18 protein-coding genes are annotated in these 16,121 nt (G+C 68.8%); 6 read left to right on the top strand and 12 right to left on the bottom strand.

Annotation, left to right across the window (positions count from 1 at the left end; translation table 11 throughout):
* Window positions 1-3: 3 nt before the first annotated feature.
* The 11 genes from G6N53_RS08270 to G6N53_RS08220 form a co-directional block, all read right to left on the bottom strand.
* Window positions 4-627, bottom strand: coding sequence for an ABC transporter ATP-binding protein (locus tag G6N53_RS08270; protein WP_163888035.1), 624 nt, complete (start codon window positions 625-627; stop codon window positions 4-6).
* On the bottom strand, window positions 624-1,397 hold the full coding sequence (locus G6N53_RS08265) for an ATP-binding cassette domain-containing protein (protein WP_163888034.1): 774 nt from the start codon (window positions 1,395-1,397) through the stop codon (window positions 624-626). The genes G6N53_RS08270 and G6N53_RS08265 overlap by 4 nt, the downstream gene beginning before the upstream one ends.
* Window positions 1,391-2,230 (bottom strand): ABC transporter permease, encoded by an 840-nt coding sequence (locus G6N53_RS08260; RefSeq protein WP_163888033.1) that lies wholly within the window; start codon window positions 2,228-2,230, stop codon window positions 1,391-1,393. Before G6N53_RS08260 ends, G6N53_RS08265 begins: the two co-directional genes overlap by 7 nt.
* Window positions 2,227-3,270, bottom strand: coding sequence for an ABC transporter permease (locus G6N53_RS08255; RefSeq protein ID WP_163888032.1), 1,044 nt, complete (start codon window positions 3,268-3,270; stop codon window positions 2,227-2,229). Before G6N53_RS08255 ends, G6N53_RS08260 begins: the two co-directional genes overlap by 4 nt.
* The gene (locus G6N53_RS08250; protein WP_163888031.1) at window positions 3,258-4,856 is read right to left on the bottom strand and encodes an ABC transporter substrate-binding protein; all 1,599 of its coding nucleotides are present in this window, start codon (window positions 4,854-4,856) and stop codon (window positions 3,258-3,260) included. The genes G6N53_RS08255 and G6N53_RS08250 overlap by 13 nt, the downstream gene beginning before the upstream one ends.
* Window positions 4,857-4,941: 85 nt before the next feature.
* Window positions 4,942-5,406 carry a hypothetical protein gene (locus tag G6N53_RS08245; RefSeq protein ID WP_163888030.1) on the bottom strand — a complete coding sequence of 155 codons (465 nt, stop codon included), beginning with the start codon at window positions 5,404-5,406 and terminating at the stop codon, window positions 4,942-4,944.
* Window positions 5,399-5,677 (bottom strand): putative holin, encoded by a 279-nt coding sequence (locus G6N53_RS08240; RefSeq protein WP_205390329.1) that lies wholly within the window; start codon window positions 5,675-5,677, stop codon window positions 5,399-5,401. The genes G6N53_RS08245 and G6N53_RS08240 overlap by 8 nt, the downstream gene beginning before the upstream one ends.
* Window positions 5,678-5,803: 126 nt before the next feature.
* Window positions 5,804-6,283 carry a DUF779 domain-containing protein gene (locus G6N53_RS08235; RefSeq protein ID WP_163888029.1) on the bottom strand — a complete coding sequence of 160 codons (480 nt, stop codon included), beginning with the start codon at window positions 6,281-6,283 and terminating at the stop codon, window positions 5,804-5,806.
* A gap of 1 nt (window position 6,284) precedes the next feature.
* Window positions 6,285-7,616: a GAF domain-containing protein gene (locus G6N53_RS08230; protein WP_163888028.1), complete on the bottom strand. Its 1,332-nt coding sequence runs from the start codon at window positions 7,614-7,616 to the stop codon at window positions 6,285-6,287.
* A gap of 23 nt (window positions 7,617-7,639) precedes the next feature.
* Window positions 7,640-8,434, bottom strand: coding sequence for an acetoin reductase (locus G6N53_RS08225; RefSeq protein WP_163888027.1), 795 nt, complete (start codon window positions 8,432-8,434; stop codon window positions 7,640-7,642).
* Window positions 8,431-9,510, bottom strand: a complete 1,080-nt coding sequence (locus tag G6N53_RS08220) for a 2,3-butanediol dehydrogenase (RefSeq protein ID WP_163888026.1) — start codon at window positions 9,508-9,510, stop codon at window positions 8,431-8,433. The genes G6N53_RS08225 and G6N53_RS08220 overlap by 4 nt, the downstream gene beginning before the upstream one ends.
* Window positions 9,511-9,628: 118 nt before the next feature.
* Between G6N53_RS08220 and G6N53_RS08215 the strand changes: the two genes are divergently transcribed.
* Entirely contained in the window at window positions 9,629-11,473 is a 1,845-nt protein-coding gene (locus G6N53_RS08215) for a flavin-containing monooxygenase (RefSeq protein WP_163888025.1), read from the top strand.
* A 93-nt stretch (window positions 11,474-11,566) separates the two neighbouring features.
* Here G6N53_RS08215 and G6N53_RS30135 read toward each other — a convergent pair whose 3' ends face one another.
* Entirely contained in the window at window positions 11,567-11,665 is a 99-nt protein-coding gene (locus G6N53_RS30135) for a ribosomal protein L7/L12 (protein WP_237166460.1), read from the bottom strand.
* Window positions 11,666-11,828: 163 nt separating this feature from the next.
* Between G6N53_RS30135 and G6N53_RS08205 the strand changes: the two genes are divergently transcribed.
* The 5 genes from G6N53_RS08205 to G6N53_RS08185 all read left to right on the top strand — a co-directional run bounded on the left by G6N53_RS08205 (window position 11,829) and on the right by G6N53_RS08185 (window position 16,114).
* Complete coding sequence (locus tag G6N53_RS08205) at window positions 11,829-13,874, top strand: prolyl oligopeptidase family serine peptidase (protein WP_163888024.1); 2,046 nt, start codon at window positions 11,829-11,831, stop codon at window positions 13,872-13,874.
* On the top strand, window positions 13,874-14,563 hold the full coding sequence (locus G6N53_RS08200; RefSeq protein ID WP_163888023.1) for an LpqN/LpqT family lipoprotein: 690 nt from the start codon (window positions 13,874-13,876) through the stop codon (window positions 14,561-14,563). Before G6N53_RS08205 ends, G6N53_RS08200 begins: the two co-directional genes overlap by 1 nt.
* Window positions 14,564-14,568: 5 nt before the next feature.
* Window positions 14,569-14,880 carry a hypothetical protein gene (locus G6N53_RS08195; protein ID WP_237166459.1) on the top strand — a complete coding sequence of 104 codons (312 nt, stop codon included), beginning with the start codon at window positions 14,569-14,571 and terminating at the stop codon, window positions 14,878-14,880.
* 78 nt (window positions 14,881-14,958) lie between these two features.
* Complete coding sequence (locus G6N53_RS08190; RefSeq protein ID WP_163888021.1) at window positions 14,959-15,459, top strand: YkgB family protein; 501 nt, start codon at window positions 14,959-14,961, stop codon at window positions 15,457-15,459.
* Between the two features lie 22 nt (window positions 15,460-15,481).
* On the top strand, window positions 15,482-16,114 hold the full coding sequence (locus G6N53_RS08185; RefSeq protein ID WP_163888020.1) for an RNA polymerase sigma factor: 633 nt from the start codon (window positions 15,482-15,484) through the stop codon (window positions 16,112-16,114).
* Window positions 16,115-16,121 lie beyond the last annotated feature (7 nt).

The raw sequence follows: 16,121 nt of genomic DNA, 5'->3' as shown, positions 1-16,121 counted from the left end.
TACCTACCCTAATGGTCGCGGCAAGGCCAACGCGTTGTCGGTCAGCGCCTCGATGAGTGCCGGGTCATGACTGACCAGGACGACGACGGCACCCTGGTCGGCGATCTCCCGCAGCAGTGTCACCACCGACGCGGTGGCGATCGGGTCGAGCATCGCGGTCGGCTCGTCACACAGCACGGTCGCAGCGTCCTGCGCCAGCACCCGGCCCAGGCAAGCCCGCTGTAGCTGGCCGTCGCTGACCTGACCCGGGTAGCGGTCCAGCAGTTCAGGGTCGAGCCCGACCCGGCCGACGACCGCGTCGACCTCCGACTCTCGTCCTCCGATGAGGGCAGGTTCGGCGATCACCTGGCGCAGCGTCCACCGGGGATTGCACACCAGCCGGGGATGCTGGGCGAGCAGCGCGATGGATGCTCTGGGCGCGACCGCCGCGCCGCCGTATCGGACCGATCCGGCGTCCGGGATGTGCAGACCGGCCAACACCCGCAGCAGGGTGGACTTCCCGCTGCCCGATCTGCCGGTGACCCCGGTGATCGTCCCGGCCGCGGCAGTCAGGTCGACGCTGTTCAGTACGGTCCGCCCGCCGAACCTGACGGTGACCCCGCTGGCCTGCAGGCTGTAGACGGTCACACCGGCACCGCACCCAGCATCGCCCGCGTGTATGGGTCACTGCTGGCGGTGGCCTCGGTCAGCGGTAGCTGCTGCAGTACCGTGCCTGCGGCCATCAGTGCCACGTCGGCACACACCCCGGCCTGCCGCAGCGACCTCATGTCATGGGTGATCACCAGGACGCCGGCGCCGGCGGCAGCCGCGTCGCCCAACAGTTGCCAGACCAGGCCGGCGTTGTCCGGGTCCAGCGCCGAGGTCGGTTCGTCGGCCAGCAGCAGCCCGGGGCGTCCCGCCAGTGCAGCGGCGATCGCCACCCGCTGCGCCATGCCTCCGGACAGCTCGTGTGGATAGCGGGCCGTCGCATCGGCGGGCAGCCCGACCGCGGCGCACAGCTGCTCCGGTGTCCGGTCGGCGCCCAGCCGGGCACAGACCTCGGCCAGTTGTGACCCGACGGTGCGCACCGGTGTGAACGATGTCGCCGCCGACTGGGGGACCAGACCGATATGGCGGCCGCGCAGTGCGCGCCAGCCCGGTTCATCGTCGTGGCGCATCTCGGTGCCGCCGATCAGCACCTGGCCCCGCACCTGCGACCCCGGCGGCATCAAACCGGAAAGAGCAGCTGCGACAAGCGACTTCCCGCAACCGGATTCACCCACCAACGCGGTGACCTGCCCGGGCGGCACGTGCAGGACGACGCTGTCGAGGACATCGACGGCGGCCGACCTGCGCCCGTGGTGTACCGCGATCCGCACCGAGAGGTCACCGATCTCGGCTGCGGCCACGCTCACCACACCCGTCCCGTCGGAGGTTGATGACGACGCCTGACCGCTGCGCCTGCCGCCGAGAACGCCAGAGCGGTCGCGATGAGGGCCGCGGCCGGGAACACCAACGTCCACCAGGCGCCGGTGAGCACATCACCACGAGCCTGACTGAGTAGCGTGCCGAGGCTGGCCTGGTCGGGTGAGAGCCCCACGCCGAGGAACGACAACGTGGATTCATGCCACACGGCGTGCGGCAACAGCATGATCATCGCGATCAGCGCCTGGCCGGTCACCGCCGGTAGTAGATGTCGGCGCGCGACGAACCACCGCGAGGCACCGGCGAGTCGGGAGGTGTGCACCCAGCCTGCTTCGGCCACCGCGAGAAGTTCCGCGCGCACCACCCGGGCGACCGCCGGCCAGTGGGTCAGAGCGATCGAGGCGATGATCGCCAGCGGTGCACCACGCCACATCGCTGCGATCACGATGCCCACCACCAGGTGCGGCAGCGCGTTGAACCCGTCGACCAACCGCATCACCACCGCGTCGACCCAGCCACCGACCAGCGCCGCGCCGACGCCGATCGCCACCCCCAGCACCGCCGTCGCCACCGCACAGACCACCGCGATCAGCAACGACACCCGCAGGCCTTCGGCCGTGCGTACCAGCAGGTCGTACCCCGAATGGTCAGTGCCCGCAAGGTGTTCGGGGCCGGGCGGGTGCAGCGCGGCGGAGAAGTCGGCGACCTGCTGACCGGCCAGCAGCGGGACCCCGATGGCCGCGGCGGCGATGAACGCGAGCACCAGCCACGGCAGGGCCGGCCGGTGGAATCCGATGACCCGAGCGGTCTCCGGTTCGACGCTCATGCGGTCATCCTGATCCGGGGGTCGATCGCCACAGCGGCGGAATCCGAGAGCGCCGAGCCCGCCAACACCGCGACCGCAGCCCCGACGGTCAAGGCGGCGAGCAACGGAAAGTCCAGCGCTGCAGCAGAATCCACCAAAACCGCTGCCATTCCGGGCCAGCCGAAGACAGTTTCGACGATTGCGGCGCCGGCGATCAATTCCGGTAGCCGGGTGCCCAGCAACGCCAGGGTGGGCAGCACCGACACCGGTGCGACGTGACCGCGCAGCAGCGTCCAGCCGTGCACCCCGCGCGACCGTGCGCCGCGCACCGCGTCCGAATCGCAGGCCGCTGCGACGGCGGTGCGGGTGGTCAACAGCAGCCACGGAATCTGGGAGACCGTCAGCGCGATCCACGGCAGGATCGCGTGCCGCAACACCCCGGACACCGTGTAGTCGGCGCCGGGGGCGACCGCGCCGGACGCCGGAAGCCACCGCAGGCTGACCGCTACCACCATCACCAGTGCGAGCGACACCACAAACGGCGGTACCGCGGCGAAGGTCACCGAGAACACCGTGCAGCACCGGTCCAGCGCCCCGCCACGCCGCATCCCCGCCACGCAGCCCAGCAGAATCGCCACCACGGCCGCGGTCAGCAGTGCCGCACCCGAGAGCATCAGCGTGAACGGCATCCGCTCGGCCAGCACGGTCGTGACCGGTTGGGACTGCGTCGAGGAGAACCCCAGATCGCCTTGCACCAGACCGCCGGCCCAGTGCCACCACGCCTGCCACCAGGGCTGCTCGGTGTCGTAGGCCGCGCGCATCGCCTCGCGCTGAGACTCGGTGGCGAACTGGTAGCTGCCGCCCAGGTAGGCAGCCAGCGGGTCGAACGGCGACAGCGACGCCACGAAGAACATCGCCGCCGAAATCGCCGCGGTCAGCGGTACCGCGATCGCGGCCCGCACGGCCAGCAGTCGGCCTGCGGCCCGCCAACGCGGAACCGGGCGCCGCACCGGGGCCTGCTCGGTGGACTCGGCGACGCCCGGTTCAGTCAGCGTCGCCATGCGCCGAGATCCCACCACGGACCCCAGGACACCCCGTGCGAGTGCGGTTCCAGGATCGGCGCGCTCTGCTTCCAGCCGCGGTCGCGGTAGGCGTAGGTGTGATCCAGGAACGCCAGGAAGACGTGCGACGGCTCGGCGGCATAGGTGGCCTGGATCTGGCGGTAGAGGTCGTCTTTTTCCGGACCGGATGCCAACTGGCCGGCCTGCTCGAGCAATTCGTCGAGGCCCGGAGCGGTGAAGTTGCCGGGGTTGGAGTACGGCGACGAGTCCGGCTGCCGGGTGTGCAGGGTGTCGTAGACCTGCGAGTCGATGCTGTAGGGCGTGGAGCCGCCGGCGAGCACCACGGCGGAGTCCCCGAACCGCGTGTCGATCTCGTCCCAACTGGTGCCGCGGGGCCGCACGTCAACCCCGAGGGGTGCCATCGCGGCGGAGAACGCCACCGCCAGATCCCGCCGCACGGTGTCCTGGGCGTTGTACAGGAGCTCGAACGAGGCGCGGACACCATCCTTCTCCCGAACCTGGTCGGCGCCCCGGAGCCAGCCCGCCTCGTCGAGAAGGTCGCCGGCCCGCCCGGCGTCGAACGCGAACTGTGCGTCGGCGTTGTAGGCGTCGGCGTAGACCGCCGCTACCGGGGTGCTGGCTTGGCGTCCGTATCCGACCAGCACATCGCGCACCAACGCTTCGCGGTCCACCGCGAGGTTCATCGCGAGGCGCGCCTGCGGATCCGCGGTGAACGCATTGCCCGCAGGCAACGCGATCGCGCGCCAGTCCGCGGATCGCACAGCCACGGTGCGGATGTCGTCGCTGTCGACGGAGTCCATCAGCCGGGGAGGCAGGTTCACCCCGTCGACCGTGCCGGAGACCATGCTCTGGGCGCGGGTGTTGTCCTCCGGCGCGTAGGTGTACACCAGTCGCCTGACCTGTACCGGCTCGCCCCAGTAGTCGTCGCGGGCGACCATGACCGCCTGGTCGGGGCGCAGGCTCTCGAGCCGGTACGGACCGGTGCCGACGGGCTCGGTGTTGACGGCCCAGTCGGCGGCGGGTGCCGACTCGATCAGTTCGGAAGGCAGGATCCCCAGCAGCAGAAGGGGTTTCGGGTCCGCCCCGGTGTTCAACTCGACGACGATGGCATCGGGGCCGTCAGCGGTCACCGAGACGATCGGCGCGATCGAGGTCGAGATCTCCGATGCCACAGCCGGATCCCGCACCGCGGTGTACGTCGCGACGACGTCCGCGGAATCCAGCGCACTGCCATCGGAGAACACCACGCCGTCGCGCAACGGCACCCGCCAGCGGTTCGGCCCCGCGGGCTGTGGCTCATCCTGCGCCAGCGCCGGGACCATGTCGGGCACCACCGAGTCTGTGGTCGCGTTGGGCCGGTAGAGCCCGTCGTAGAGCGGTGACACCCCCGTCTCGGCGTAGCCGGAGACCGGGTTGTAGCCACCCAACTCGTAGCCCTCACCCAACACGATCTGGTCGGACTCCGCGTTCCCGGCGGGAGCGGTGCAACCCACCAGCAGCGCGGTCGTCGTGACGCCGGCGGCGACCGCGCGCAGGCAGCGGAGGGGGCGGGCGGGGAACTCCATGTGTCTATCTGAACATATGAACACTGTGGAGGCGACCCCGGGTTCCCCACCACTCGTACGTGGTTCGACTGCCAGACAGCGCGAACTAGCGGCTGATCCACCCGAACACGTAACCGCCGTACAGAACCGCCGCCGCCGACGTCGACGCCAGCGGGGACGCCATCAGCGCGATGGCCACAGCCGAGAACACCGGCTTGCCCTGGATCATCGCGGTGAGCAGGCTACCGACGATGCACGCCACCAGGTAGACCAGCACCACGAACACCGGCAGGGTCTTGTCCGGTGAATGGAACCACCAGTAGTACAGGCCGAGACCGGCAGCCGCCGCGATGAGCCAGACGCCGGCAACAACGAACACGAACGTCCAGCGGCTGAGGTACTGGGCGACGCCGGGAACGACGGCGGGCTGCGCCGGATGCGAGGTGATCTCCACGGGTTCGGCCGGGGTGGGAGCGTCGATGAGTCCCTGTGCGGTGAAGGATCCGGTGAACTCGGGCCGGAACGGCTCGGTGTGGTCGCCGGGGAGTGCGTCCCGGTCGTTGTCAGGCACCGGAGGCCACCTGGATCGCGGCCAGCGCGCCGAACCAGCCCGGCCCGATGGCCAGGATCATGGCACCCACCGCGGTGACCCACCGTCGGCCCGACATCAGGATCGTGAGCAGGCCGATCACGCCGGGGACTCCGACGACGAGCGCGATCACGACGTCCGGTCGGACGGTCGCGGTGACCTCGATGGCTGCGGCGAGGGCTGCCATCATGCCGACGGCGACGCCGACGATCATCACGCCGGCCAACACCGACGCACGCGGCAGCGGAATCACGCTTTCGACGATAACGCCGCGCTGCCCGAAAACCCGGTCGGCGCGCCGCTCCGCGAAATATCATTCCGGGTCGTTACTCAGCCCAATTTCGCAGCCCGGAATGATATTTCGTGCGCGGACCCGCGCTTACTTCAGAGGCATCGCGCAGGCGTCGACACCCTCTGCCACGATGTGGGTTCCGTTCGACGGAGGCCGCACCCCACGCTCGAAGTCAGCGCCTGTGACCGGGGGCGCCACGCTCAGCGCGCGGTTCTCGTCCTCGGTGAACGCCCGGCCCCGGGACAGGAAACGCATGCCCTCGGGAGCCTCCAGGCTGAACCCGCCACCGCGGCCTGGCACCACGTCGATGACCAGCTGGGTGTGCTTCCACGCGTCGAACTGGGGACCGGAGATCCAGACCGGAACACCTCCGTCGCCGACGTCGAGCACCGCCAGCAGGATGTCGCGGTCACCGACGATGAAGTCGCCGTCGGGGTAACACATCGGCGACGACCCGTCGCAGCAGCCACCCGACTGGTGGAACATCAACGCACCGTGTCGCTGCTGCAGGCTTCGCAACAGCTCGGCGGCCGCCTCGGTGACCAGGGCTCGGTTCGGTGTGTCCACATCAACCATTGTGCTCTCGCGGTTCTGCCGGCGCACCGACCGTGCGGGCGGCCCGGATCGCTGGCGCCGTCGACGGCGGCAACAGCAGGCGCCGATCGTCGGGGTAGCGGATGTCCAGATCGACCGAACCGGCGAAGCGGTACGGCTGGGCGGCGAGCAGTCCGGCGAACTGTTTGCGCAGCCGGGACATCTCCGCACGCACCGTGACCACCCGTGACCGGTCGCCGTACAGATCCTCGGCGAGCTGCGGCGCCGTCCGCCCCTGCGGTGAAAGAGTCAGGGCAAAAAGGATCTCCGCGTGTCGGAGCGAGAGATCATGGGCCCAGCAACCGAATTCGCCCGCCATCCGCAGCGACGGCCGGTCCGGGTTGCCGAGGTCCAGCGTCACCCGTGTCGGCTGCTGCACCTCCCCCTGGTCGTCCCCGGCCGCGGGCCGCACCAGCCAGCCACCGGGAAGGGGCTCAACAGCGCACCACCCCAGCGTCGCCAGCCACACCCGACCGGGGGCCAGCTGGTCGGGAAGCAGGATCCGGTTGTGCATCGGCATCGCGTCGACCGCCGCGACCCAGCCTTCGGTGTCGACGGCCAGGGCCGGGCTGCCCATCCGCGCGAGGATCGGGGCGGCGAACGCCCGCAGCCGGTTGAGGGTGTGGTCGTGCTCCTGGCGCAGTTGCGACTCGGCCAGCCGCGCCACCGCATCCACCAGCGCGATGGTCGTAGGGTGCACGGTCGGCGCCGGGCCTGAGACGTCGACGACACCGATGACGTGTCCGGTTCGCGGATCCCGGATCGGGGCCCCGGCGCACGTCCACGGGTGGTGACTGCGCAGGAAGTGCTCGGCCGAGAACACCTGGACGGCGCGCTGGGACACCAGCGCCGTGCCGATCGCGTTGGTGCCGACGGCGCCCTCACCCCAGTTCGCGCCCTCGACGAAGCCGAGTCGGTCGGCGTTGACCAGCACCTGCGGCGAACCCGAGCGCCACAGCACCCGGCCGCGTGCGTCGGCGACGACGAGGATGTTCGCCCCCTCTGCCACCAGCGACTCCAGACCATGGGAGATCTCGTCGAGCACGTCGATCAGTCCCGACGAGCGCCGCAACATCTCCAGGGCGCCGGTGTCCACCACCGGGTCGGTCCCGACACCGGGATCGATCCCGCGGGCCAGCATCCGCCGCCACGAGTCGCCGATGACCTCGCGGGGCCGGGCGGGGGCCCGGTTGCCGGCCATCGTCGCGTCGTACACAGCCGACATCAACCGCGCATACCTGCGCGGGTCCTCGCCGACGGCCACTGCCGGTTCAGGCACCGGCGAACTGCCGATATTGCTGGGCATCGAACCCCAGTGTGCTCCCCATCTCAGCGGTAGACCAGACCGCCGTCGATCAGGCCGGACTGGCCGGTCATGTAATCGGCGTCCGGGCCTGCCAGATAGGACACGAAGCCGGCGACGTCGTCGGGGGTCTCGGCGCGGCCCAACGCGATGCCGCCGACGAACTTGTCGTACGTCTCCCCCTCGGCGGCACCGGTCAGTTCGGCGAAGCGCTTGTCGATCTCCACCCACATGTCGGTGCCGACCACCCCGGGGCAGTAGGCGTTGACGGTGATGCCGTCGGCGGCGTGCTCCTTTGCGGCGGCCTGGGTGAGCGCCCGAACCGCGAACTTCGAGGCGCTGTACACCCCCAGCATCGCGAAGCCGTCGTGACCGGCGATCGACGAGGCATTGATGATCTTGCTGATCTTTCCCGCGTCCCGGTTACCCAGCTCCTTGAACTTCGCGACGGCGGCCTGGGTGCCCCACAGCACCCCGTTGACGTTGATCGCCCACACCCGGCCCGCTTCCTCGGCGGTGACGTCGGCGATCGGGCCGACCAGTGCGATGCCAGCGTTGTTGACCATGATGTCCAGACCGCCCAGTGCGGACGCGGCGAAGTCGACGGCCGCGAAGATCTGGTCACGATCACTCACATCGGCAACGACTGTCGTTGCCTTGCAGCCTATCTCGGCCATCTCAGCGGCGACGCTCCCGATGCCGTCCGGATGCACGTCGAGCAGAGCGACGTCGGCGCCGTCGCGGGCCAGCCGCAGCGCTATCCCACGACCGATCCCGCGCCCGGCTCCGGTGACGAGCGCGACCTTGCCCTTCAGCGTCATGCCCGTTCTCCGTTCGGATCGACTACGGCTGAATCGGTCGGGGCGACCAGCACCTTCATCTTCTTGCCGGCGTGCAGCGCCTCGAACCCCTCGTCGATCACGTCGTCGATCGGGATCCGGGTCACCCATCCGGTGGTGTCGTAGGCGCCCTCGGCCATCAATCCGATCACCGCCTCGAAGTCGGCGCCGGTGTAGCACAGCGATCCCTGGATCCGGGACTCGTTCATCACGAGGTTCAGAAGCGGTGTCTCCAAGGGCTTTTCGTAGATCGCAACGCTGACCATCGGTTTGCGTGAACCCACACAGGCCAACGCGGTGGCGACGGCCGGCGCCACACCGGCCGCGTCGAACACCGCGTCGGCCCCGACGCCTGCGGTGTGGTCGGCGACGAACGCAGGCACATCGACGCTCGCCGGGTCCAGGGTGGTGGCGCCGAGCGCCTCGATGGCGGCCCGACGGGTGGCCGAGGGTTCGACGACGAACACGTTCTCGAGTCCTTTGCCCCGCAGTGCGAACCACAGGCCGATGCCGATCGGGCCGGCGCCGAAGACCATCGCGGTGTCACCAGGGTGTACCTCACCGAGCGTCGCGGCGTGATAGGCCACCGACATCGGCTCGACCAGCGCGCCGAGTTCCAGCGACACATTGTCGGGCAGCTTGTGCAGCATGCTCGTCGGGACGACGGTGTATTCGGCCATGCCGCCGTCGGACATCAGACCGTGGAAGCCGATCTGCCGGCAGACGTTGTAGTTGCCGGCCCGGCACGGGCCGCAGTGACCGCATTTGTAGATCGGCTCGACGGCGACCCGGTCGCCCTCGTTCCAGCCGCTGACGCCGTCCCCGACGGCGGTGATGGTGCCGGAGAACTCGTGGCCGAGGGTCAGCGGCAGCTCCTGCCCGGTCAGCGGGTGCGGCTGGGTCGGGACGAAGATCGGGCCGGCGTAGTACTCGTGCAGGTCGGTGCCGCAGATCCCGTTGAACCCGACCTTGAGCTTGACGGTGCCCGGCGTGACGCCCGGTTCGGCGACGTCGTCGATCTCGACCTTGTTCGGTCCGTAGTACACAGCTGCTCTCATACCGGCAGTTCTATGTGACGGCGACCACAGCGCGAAAGAGTTGCAGAGGGTTGCAGGGCCAGTTGCAACCTTTCGCAACTCTTGTCACCCGGGCCCAGTGGGGTGTGTCCTGGCTCACATGACTTCCACTCTCGAATCCCGGACGACTCCCGATCTGACCCCGCAACAACGTGTCGACGCCTGGCTGGCCGACTTCGAGGCCGCACTGGCCGTCCGCGACATCGAGCGGGTCACCGCGATGTTCGCCGTCGACAGCTTCTGGCGCGACCTGGTGTCGTTCACCTGGAACCTCAAGACCCTGGAGGGCCGCGACCAGATCGCCGACATGCTCGGCGCGCGGTTGGTCGGCACCGACCCGTCGGGCTTCCGCACACGGGAGGAACCGACGCAGGACGGCTCCGGGGAGGACGCCGTCATCTCGGCGTTCATCGAGTTCGAGACCGGTGCCGGCCGGGGCGTCGGCCACCTGCGGCTCCGCAGTGATGCCGGAACGGACAAAGCCTGGACGCTGTTGACCGCGCTTCAGGAACTCAAGGGCCACGAGGAGCCCAAAGGCCCCAAGCGCGTCCTGGGTGCGGTGCACGGCGACGACCCGGATCCGCGGTCGTGGGCCGAGAAGCGCGAGGCCGAGGACGCCGAGCTGGGCCGCGCCATCCAGCCGTACGTGTTGGTGATCGGCGGCGGACAGGGTGGTATCGCCCTCGGTGCCCGGCTGCGTCAGCTCGACGTGCCTGCCATCGTCGTCGACCGTCACGAGCGCCCCGGTGACCAGTGGCGAAAGCGGTACAAGTCGCTGTGCCTGCACGACCCGGTCTGGTACGACCACCTGCCGTACATGCCGTTCCCGGCGAACTGGCCGGTGTTCGCGCCGAAGGACAAGATCGGCGACTGGCTGGAGTTCTACACCCGGGTGATGGAGGTGCCGTACTGGTCGAAGACGACGTGTCTGTCGGCGACCTACGACGAGGCCGAGCAGCGGTGGACGGTCGAGGTGGACCGCGACGGGGAGCGGCTCACGCTGTATCCCACGCAGCTGGTGCTGGCCACCGGGATGTCCGGCAAGCCGAACGTCCCGACGTTGCCGGGCCAGGAGTTGTTCCGTGGCGACCAGCACCACTCCAGCGCACATCCCGGGCCCGACGCCTACGTCGGCAAGAAGGCGGTGGTGATCGGCTCGAACAACTCCGCCCACGACATCTGCAAGGCGCTCTACGAGAACGGCGTCGACGTGACGATGGTGCAGCGGTCCTCGACCCACATCGTCCGCTCCGACAGCCTGATGGAGATCGGCCTCGGCGCGCTGTACTCGGAGCAGGCGGTCGAGTCCGGCATGACCACCGAGAAGGCGGACCTGACGTTCGCGTCGCTGCCGTACCGGATCATGCACGAGTTCCAGATCCCGCTGTATGACCAGATGCGCGAACGCGACAAGGACTTCTACGACCGGCTCGAGGCAGCCGGATTCGAGCTGGACTGGGGCGCCGACGGTTCCGGGCTGTTCATGAAGTACCTGCGCCGCGGGTCGGGTTACTACATCGACGTCGGCGCATGCGAGATGGTTGCCGACGGCAGGATCAAGCTGGCCCACGGCCAGGTCGAGCACCTGACCGAGGACTCGGTGGTACTCACCGACGGCACCGAACTGCCCGCCGACGTCGTCGTCTACGCCACCGGGTACGGCTCGATGAACGGCTGGGCCGCCGACCTGATCGGCCAGGACGTTGCCGACAAGGTGGGCAAGGTGTGGGGCCTGGGCAGCGACACCCCCAAGGATCCGGGGCCGTGGGAAGGCGAGCAACGCAACATGTGGAAGCCCACCCAGCAGCCCAATCTGTGGTTCCACGGCGGCAATCTGCACCAGTCGAGGCACTACTCGCTGTATCTGGCGTTGCAGCTCAAGGCCCGTCACGCCGGCATGGCCACCCCGGTCTACGGGCTGCAGGACGTGCACCACCTGAGCTGATCCAGGTCCGCGTCCCTAGGGGCGAGATCGACCCCAGGGTCGTGATACCGCGGGAACCCCGCACGCATCACAGCCCTGGGGTCGATCTCGCCCCTAGGGCGCCAATTGGTCGACGATGTCCTTGGACTCCTTGAGTCCCAGTCCGGACTGTTCACGCAGCATCTTGATGGCCTGGATCTTCTGACCGTTCAAGGCCAGCTGCCGGACCTCGGCGCTGACTGTGCCCCCGGGGCCGTCGTAGGCCGGCGTTCCAGCTCTTCAACCCGGCGTCGCAAACCACCGTCGTCGACGCCGTCGTCGGAGCTACCGAAGATGCCCATGCCGGGCAGTATGTCGCATTGCGCAGAATGGGGGGGTGACCGACGCTCCCGCGCAGACCGACAGCGACCCGTACCTCTGGCTCGAGGAGGTCACCGGCGACGACGCGCTGGCGTGGGTCCGCAAGCACAACGAACCCACGGTCGCCGAGTTGGGTGGTGACCGCTTCGAGCAGATGCGGTCCGAGGCGTTGGAGGTGCTCGACACCGACACCCGGATCCCCTACGTGCGTCGCCGCGGCGAGTTCCTCTACAACTTCTGGCGGGACGCGACCAACCCGCGCGGGTTGTGGCGGCGCACCACGCTGGAGAGCTACCGCAGCGAGAAGACCGACTGGGACGTCGTCATCGACGTGGATCAGCTGGCCGCCGAAGACGACGTCAAGTGGGTGTGGGCCGGCGCCGACGTCATCGACCCCGACCACACGCTGGCACTGATCAGCCTGTCGCCCGGCGGCTCGGACGCCGCGGTGGTGCGCGAGTTCGACATGCGCACCCGCGAGTTCGTCGACGGGGGCTTCGCGCTGCCCGAGGCCAAGTCGCAGATCAGCTGGGAGGACGAGGACACCGTCCTGGTCGGTACCGATTTCGGGGAGGGCTCGCTGACCGAGTCCGGTTATCCGCGGGTGGTCAAGCGGTGGCGGCGGGGCCAGCCGCTCGCCGACGCCGAGACCGTGTTCAGTGGGGCGCCGACGGATGTGGTCGTCGCGGCGTCCGTCGATCGCACCGTCGGCTTCGAGCGGACGATGGTGAGCCGGGCGCTGGACTTCTTCAACGAAGAGGTCTACGAGTTACGTGCCGGCGAGCTGATCCGGATCGACGTCCCGACCGATTCGAGCATCTCGGTGCATCGCGACTGGCTGCTGATCGAGCTGCGCACCGACTGGTACCACGGTGTCGACCAGTACGTAGCGGGATCACTGCTGGCGGCCCACTACGACGAATTCCTCGCCGGCACAGCCGAACTGCAGGTGGTGTTCACACCCGACGAGCACACGTGCCTGCACCACTATGCTTGGACCCGCGACTACCTGGTCGTCGTCATGTTGGCCGACGTGGCCAGCCGCGTCGAGGTGTTCACCCCGGGGCCCTGGACCAGTGAGCCGGTGGCGGGACTACCGGACAACACCAACACCGTCATCGTCGCCACAGACGATCTGGGTGACGAGATGTTCCTCGACTCTTCGGGTTTCGACACCCCGTCGCGCCTTCGCCACGGCGCCGTCAGCGACGCTCTCGGTTCCGGGGCGCTCCCGGTGATCAAACGCGCCCCGTCGTTCTTCGATGCCGCCGACCTGGAGGTGAGCCAGCATTTCGCCACGTCCGACGACGGCACCGCGATCCCGTACTTCGTCGTCGGTCACCGCCACCGCCGGAGCCCGGGTCCGACACTGCTCGGCGGGTACGGCGGTTTCGAGGTGGCCCGCACCCCCGGTTACGACGGAGTGCTGGGAAGGCTGTGGTTGTCCCGCGGAGGAACCTACGTGCTTGCCAACATCCGCGGGGGTGGCGAGTACGGGCCCGGCTGGCACACCCAGGCCATGCGCGCGGGCCGCCATCTGGTCGCCGAGGACTTCGCCTCGGTGGCAAAGGATCTGGTGACCCGTGACATCACGACGGTGGGGCAGCTGGGGGCGCAGGGCGGCAGCAACGGCGGTCTGTTGATGGGCATCATGCTCACGCAGTACCCGGAGTTGTTCGGCGCACTGGTGTGCAGTGTCCCGCTTCTGGACATGCGCCGCTTCCATCTGCTTCTCGCCGGGGCCTCGTGGGTCGCCGAGTACGGAAATCCCGACGACCCAGACGACTGGGAGTTCATCTCGAAATACTCTCCCTACCAACATGTCTCGGGAAGCCGCCGGTACCCTCCGGTGCTGATCACCACCTCGACCCGCGACGACCGGGTCCACCCCGGGCACGCACGGAAGATGACAGCGGCGCTGGAGGCGGCGGGCCAGCCGGTTCGCTACTACGAGAACATCGAGGGCGGCCACGCGGGCGCGGCGGACAACGCACAGACCGCGTTCCGGGCGGCGCTCGTCTACGAATTCCTGCTTCGGACGCTGTGTGAGGAGCCGTCATGATGCCGAGATTGCAGCCACGCAGCAAGTCGCCGAGATGGGGCCTGCTGGAATACCGTTCCGGCGCATGCGCTCTGATCGTGGCCGCGGTGCTGCTGCTGACCGGCTGCACCCAGCAGATCCAGGGCACCGCGGTGACGACCGCCGGCTCCGGACGGGCGGCGACGGGCGACGGCGGTGAGTGCGCGGAGGTCTCCGCCCCCCTTGCCGACATCCCGACCAAGGGAACCCGGGAACCGCGACTGCGCATCCCCATCCCGTCCGGCTGGGAGCGCAACGACCTGATGGACAGCCAGGTCATCCGCTACGCCATCGTCGCGAAGGGGCTGGCGTCCGGCAGATTCGCCCCCAACGCCGTCGTCACCCTCGAATCGGTGCGCGGCATCCAGCCCGCCGAGATCGTGTTCGAAGAGAACCGGTCCAACCTGGTCCAGCTGATGGGCGCGTCCAACCTCAACACCGAGAGCAACACCACCTGCGGATTCCCCTCGGAGACCACCGATTACATCGCCCCGGCGATGGGCCCGGCCCCGGAACGCCCGATCATCATGCATGCCGTCGTCGCCAGCAACGGGACCACGACGTACCTGGCGACACTGACGATCCAGGCCGCCACCGACGACAACCCGGAGTACCGCGACGACGCGCAGGAGATCGTCGACGGGTTCCAGCTGCTGCTGCGTGATGAGTGACCCTGATGTCTGAGGTGTTGTTGATCGCCGGCGCGCTGGCGTTGCTGCTCGCCGCCGTTGTCCCGGGACGGGCCACACCGCAGCTGCCCAAGCGCGCCGTGAAACGACGGATCTACTGGACGGGCTCGGCCGTCGGCGGACTGCTGCTGTTCCTCGGCGGCCTGCCCGACATCCAGAGTTCCGTCGCGTTCGTCGCCGCGACGGTGATCCTGATGACGGGCTGGGCGTACTTCCGCACACCGCACATCAAGATCGGCGGGCAGATCCGGTCGGCCTACGCCCCCTACCGGGAGCCCGACCCACCACCGGGCATGTAACGCCCGCCGTCAATGCGGACACTACGCCGGTGATGGTCGCGCTGTCTGAGAGCGGGGCCCGCGTCCGAGAGGAGTGTCATGGCCGGCGTCACGAAAGATGTCACCCACCACCCCACCACCGACCGAGTCAGTCCTCCAGCCCTGGAGCGTCTCGGTGGGGGGCTGGCCCGCTACGGGCTCGTCGTCGTCATCGCGTGGATCGGTGCGCTGAAGTTCACCGAGTTCGAGGCCAACGGCATCGCACCGCTCGTCTCCAACAGCCCGTTCATGAGTTGGGTGTACGACGTGTTCTCCGTCGGCACCTTCTCGATGTTGCTCGGTGTGCTGGAACTGGGCGCCGCAGCGCTGATCGCCGTCAAACCGTGGTGGCCGAGGGTCTCGACGGCGGGCAGCGTCGTCGCCGTCGGCCTGTTCGTCGCGACGCTGAGTTTCCTGTTCACCACACCCGGGGTGTTCGAGGCATCAGCGGGCGGCTTCCCCGTTCTGTCGTCGACGGGCCAGTTCCTGATCAAGGACGTCGCACTGCTGGGCGTCGCGGTATGGACGCTGACCGACGCATTGCGCAGTTCCCGGCGCTGACCGGCACTACCCTCTCGCGTAGATGACCACATCTGTTGACGAGGTCGACCTGATCGCCGCGCTGCGGGCGCGCGACGAGTCGGCCTTCGCGAAGCTCGTCGACCTGCACACCCCCGCGATGTTGCGGGTGGCACGCGGGTACGTAGCCAGCCGCGAGATCGCCGAGGAAGTGGTGCAGGAGGCCTGGATCGCGCTGCTGAAGGGCATCGACACCTTCGAGGGTCGGTCGTCGCTGCGCACCTGGTTGTTCACCGTGATGATCAACATCGCGAAGAAGCGTGGCATGCGGGACCGCAGGGAATTCGACGCCCAGGTCGCCGCGTTCACCGGCGGCACCGTCGACCCGTCCCGCTTCCGCGACTCCGGCGACCAGTGGCCGGGCCACTGGAAGTCCGAGGAGATGCCCTCACCGTTCCCCGAAACACCCGAGGGTTCAGCGCTTGGCGGTGAGTTGATGGAGGTCACCCGCCGCGCGCTGGACGGACTGCCCGACCGTCAGCGCGTCGTGGTGACCCTGCGCGACGTCCTCGACATGGACTCCGATGACGTGCGCAAGCTGCTCGACATCAGCGTCGCCAACCAACGCGTGCTGCTGCACCGCGGTCGGGCTGCGGTGAGACAAGTTCTCGAGGACTATCTGAAGGACGCGATGTGAGCCACGA

Source organism: Mycolicibacterium hippocampi, from assembly GCF_010723735.1.
GTDB lineage: Bacteria > Actinomycetota > Actinomycetes > Mycobacteriales > Mycobacteriaceae > Mycobacterium > Mycobacterium hippocampi.
The sequence above is the reverse complement of the archived record's forward strand: the minus strand, read 5'-3'. Positions and strand labels throughout refer to the sequence as shown.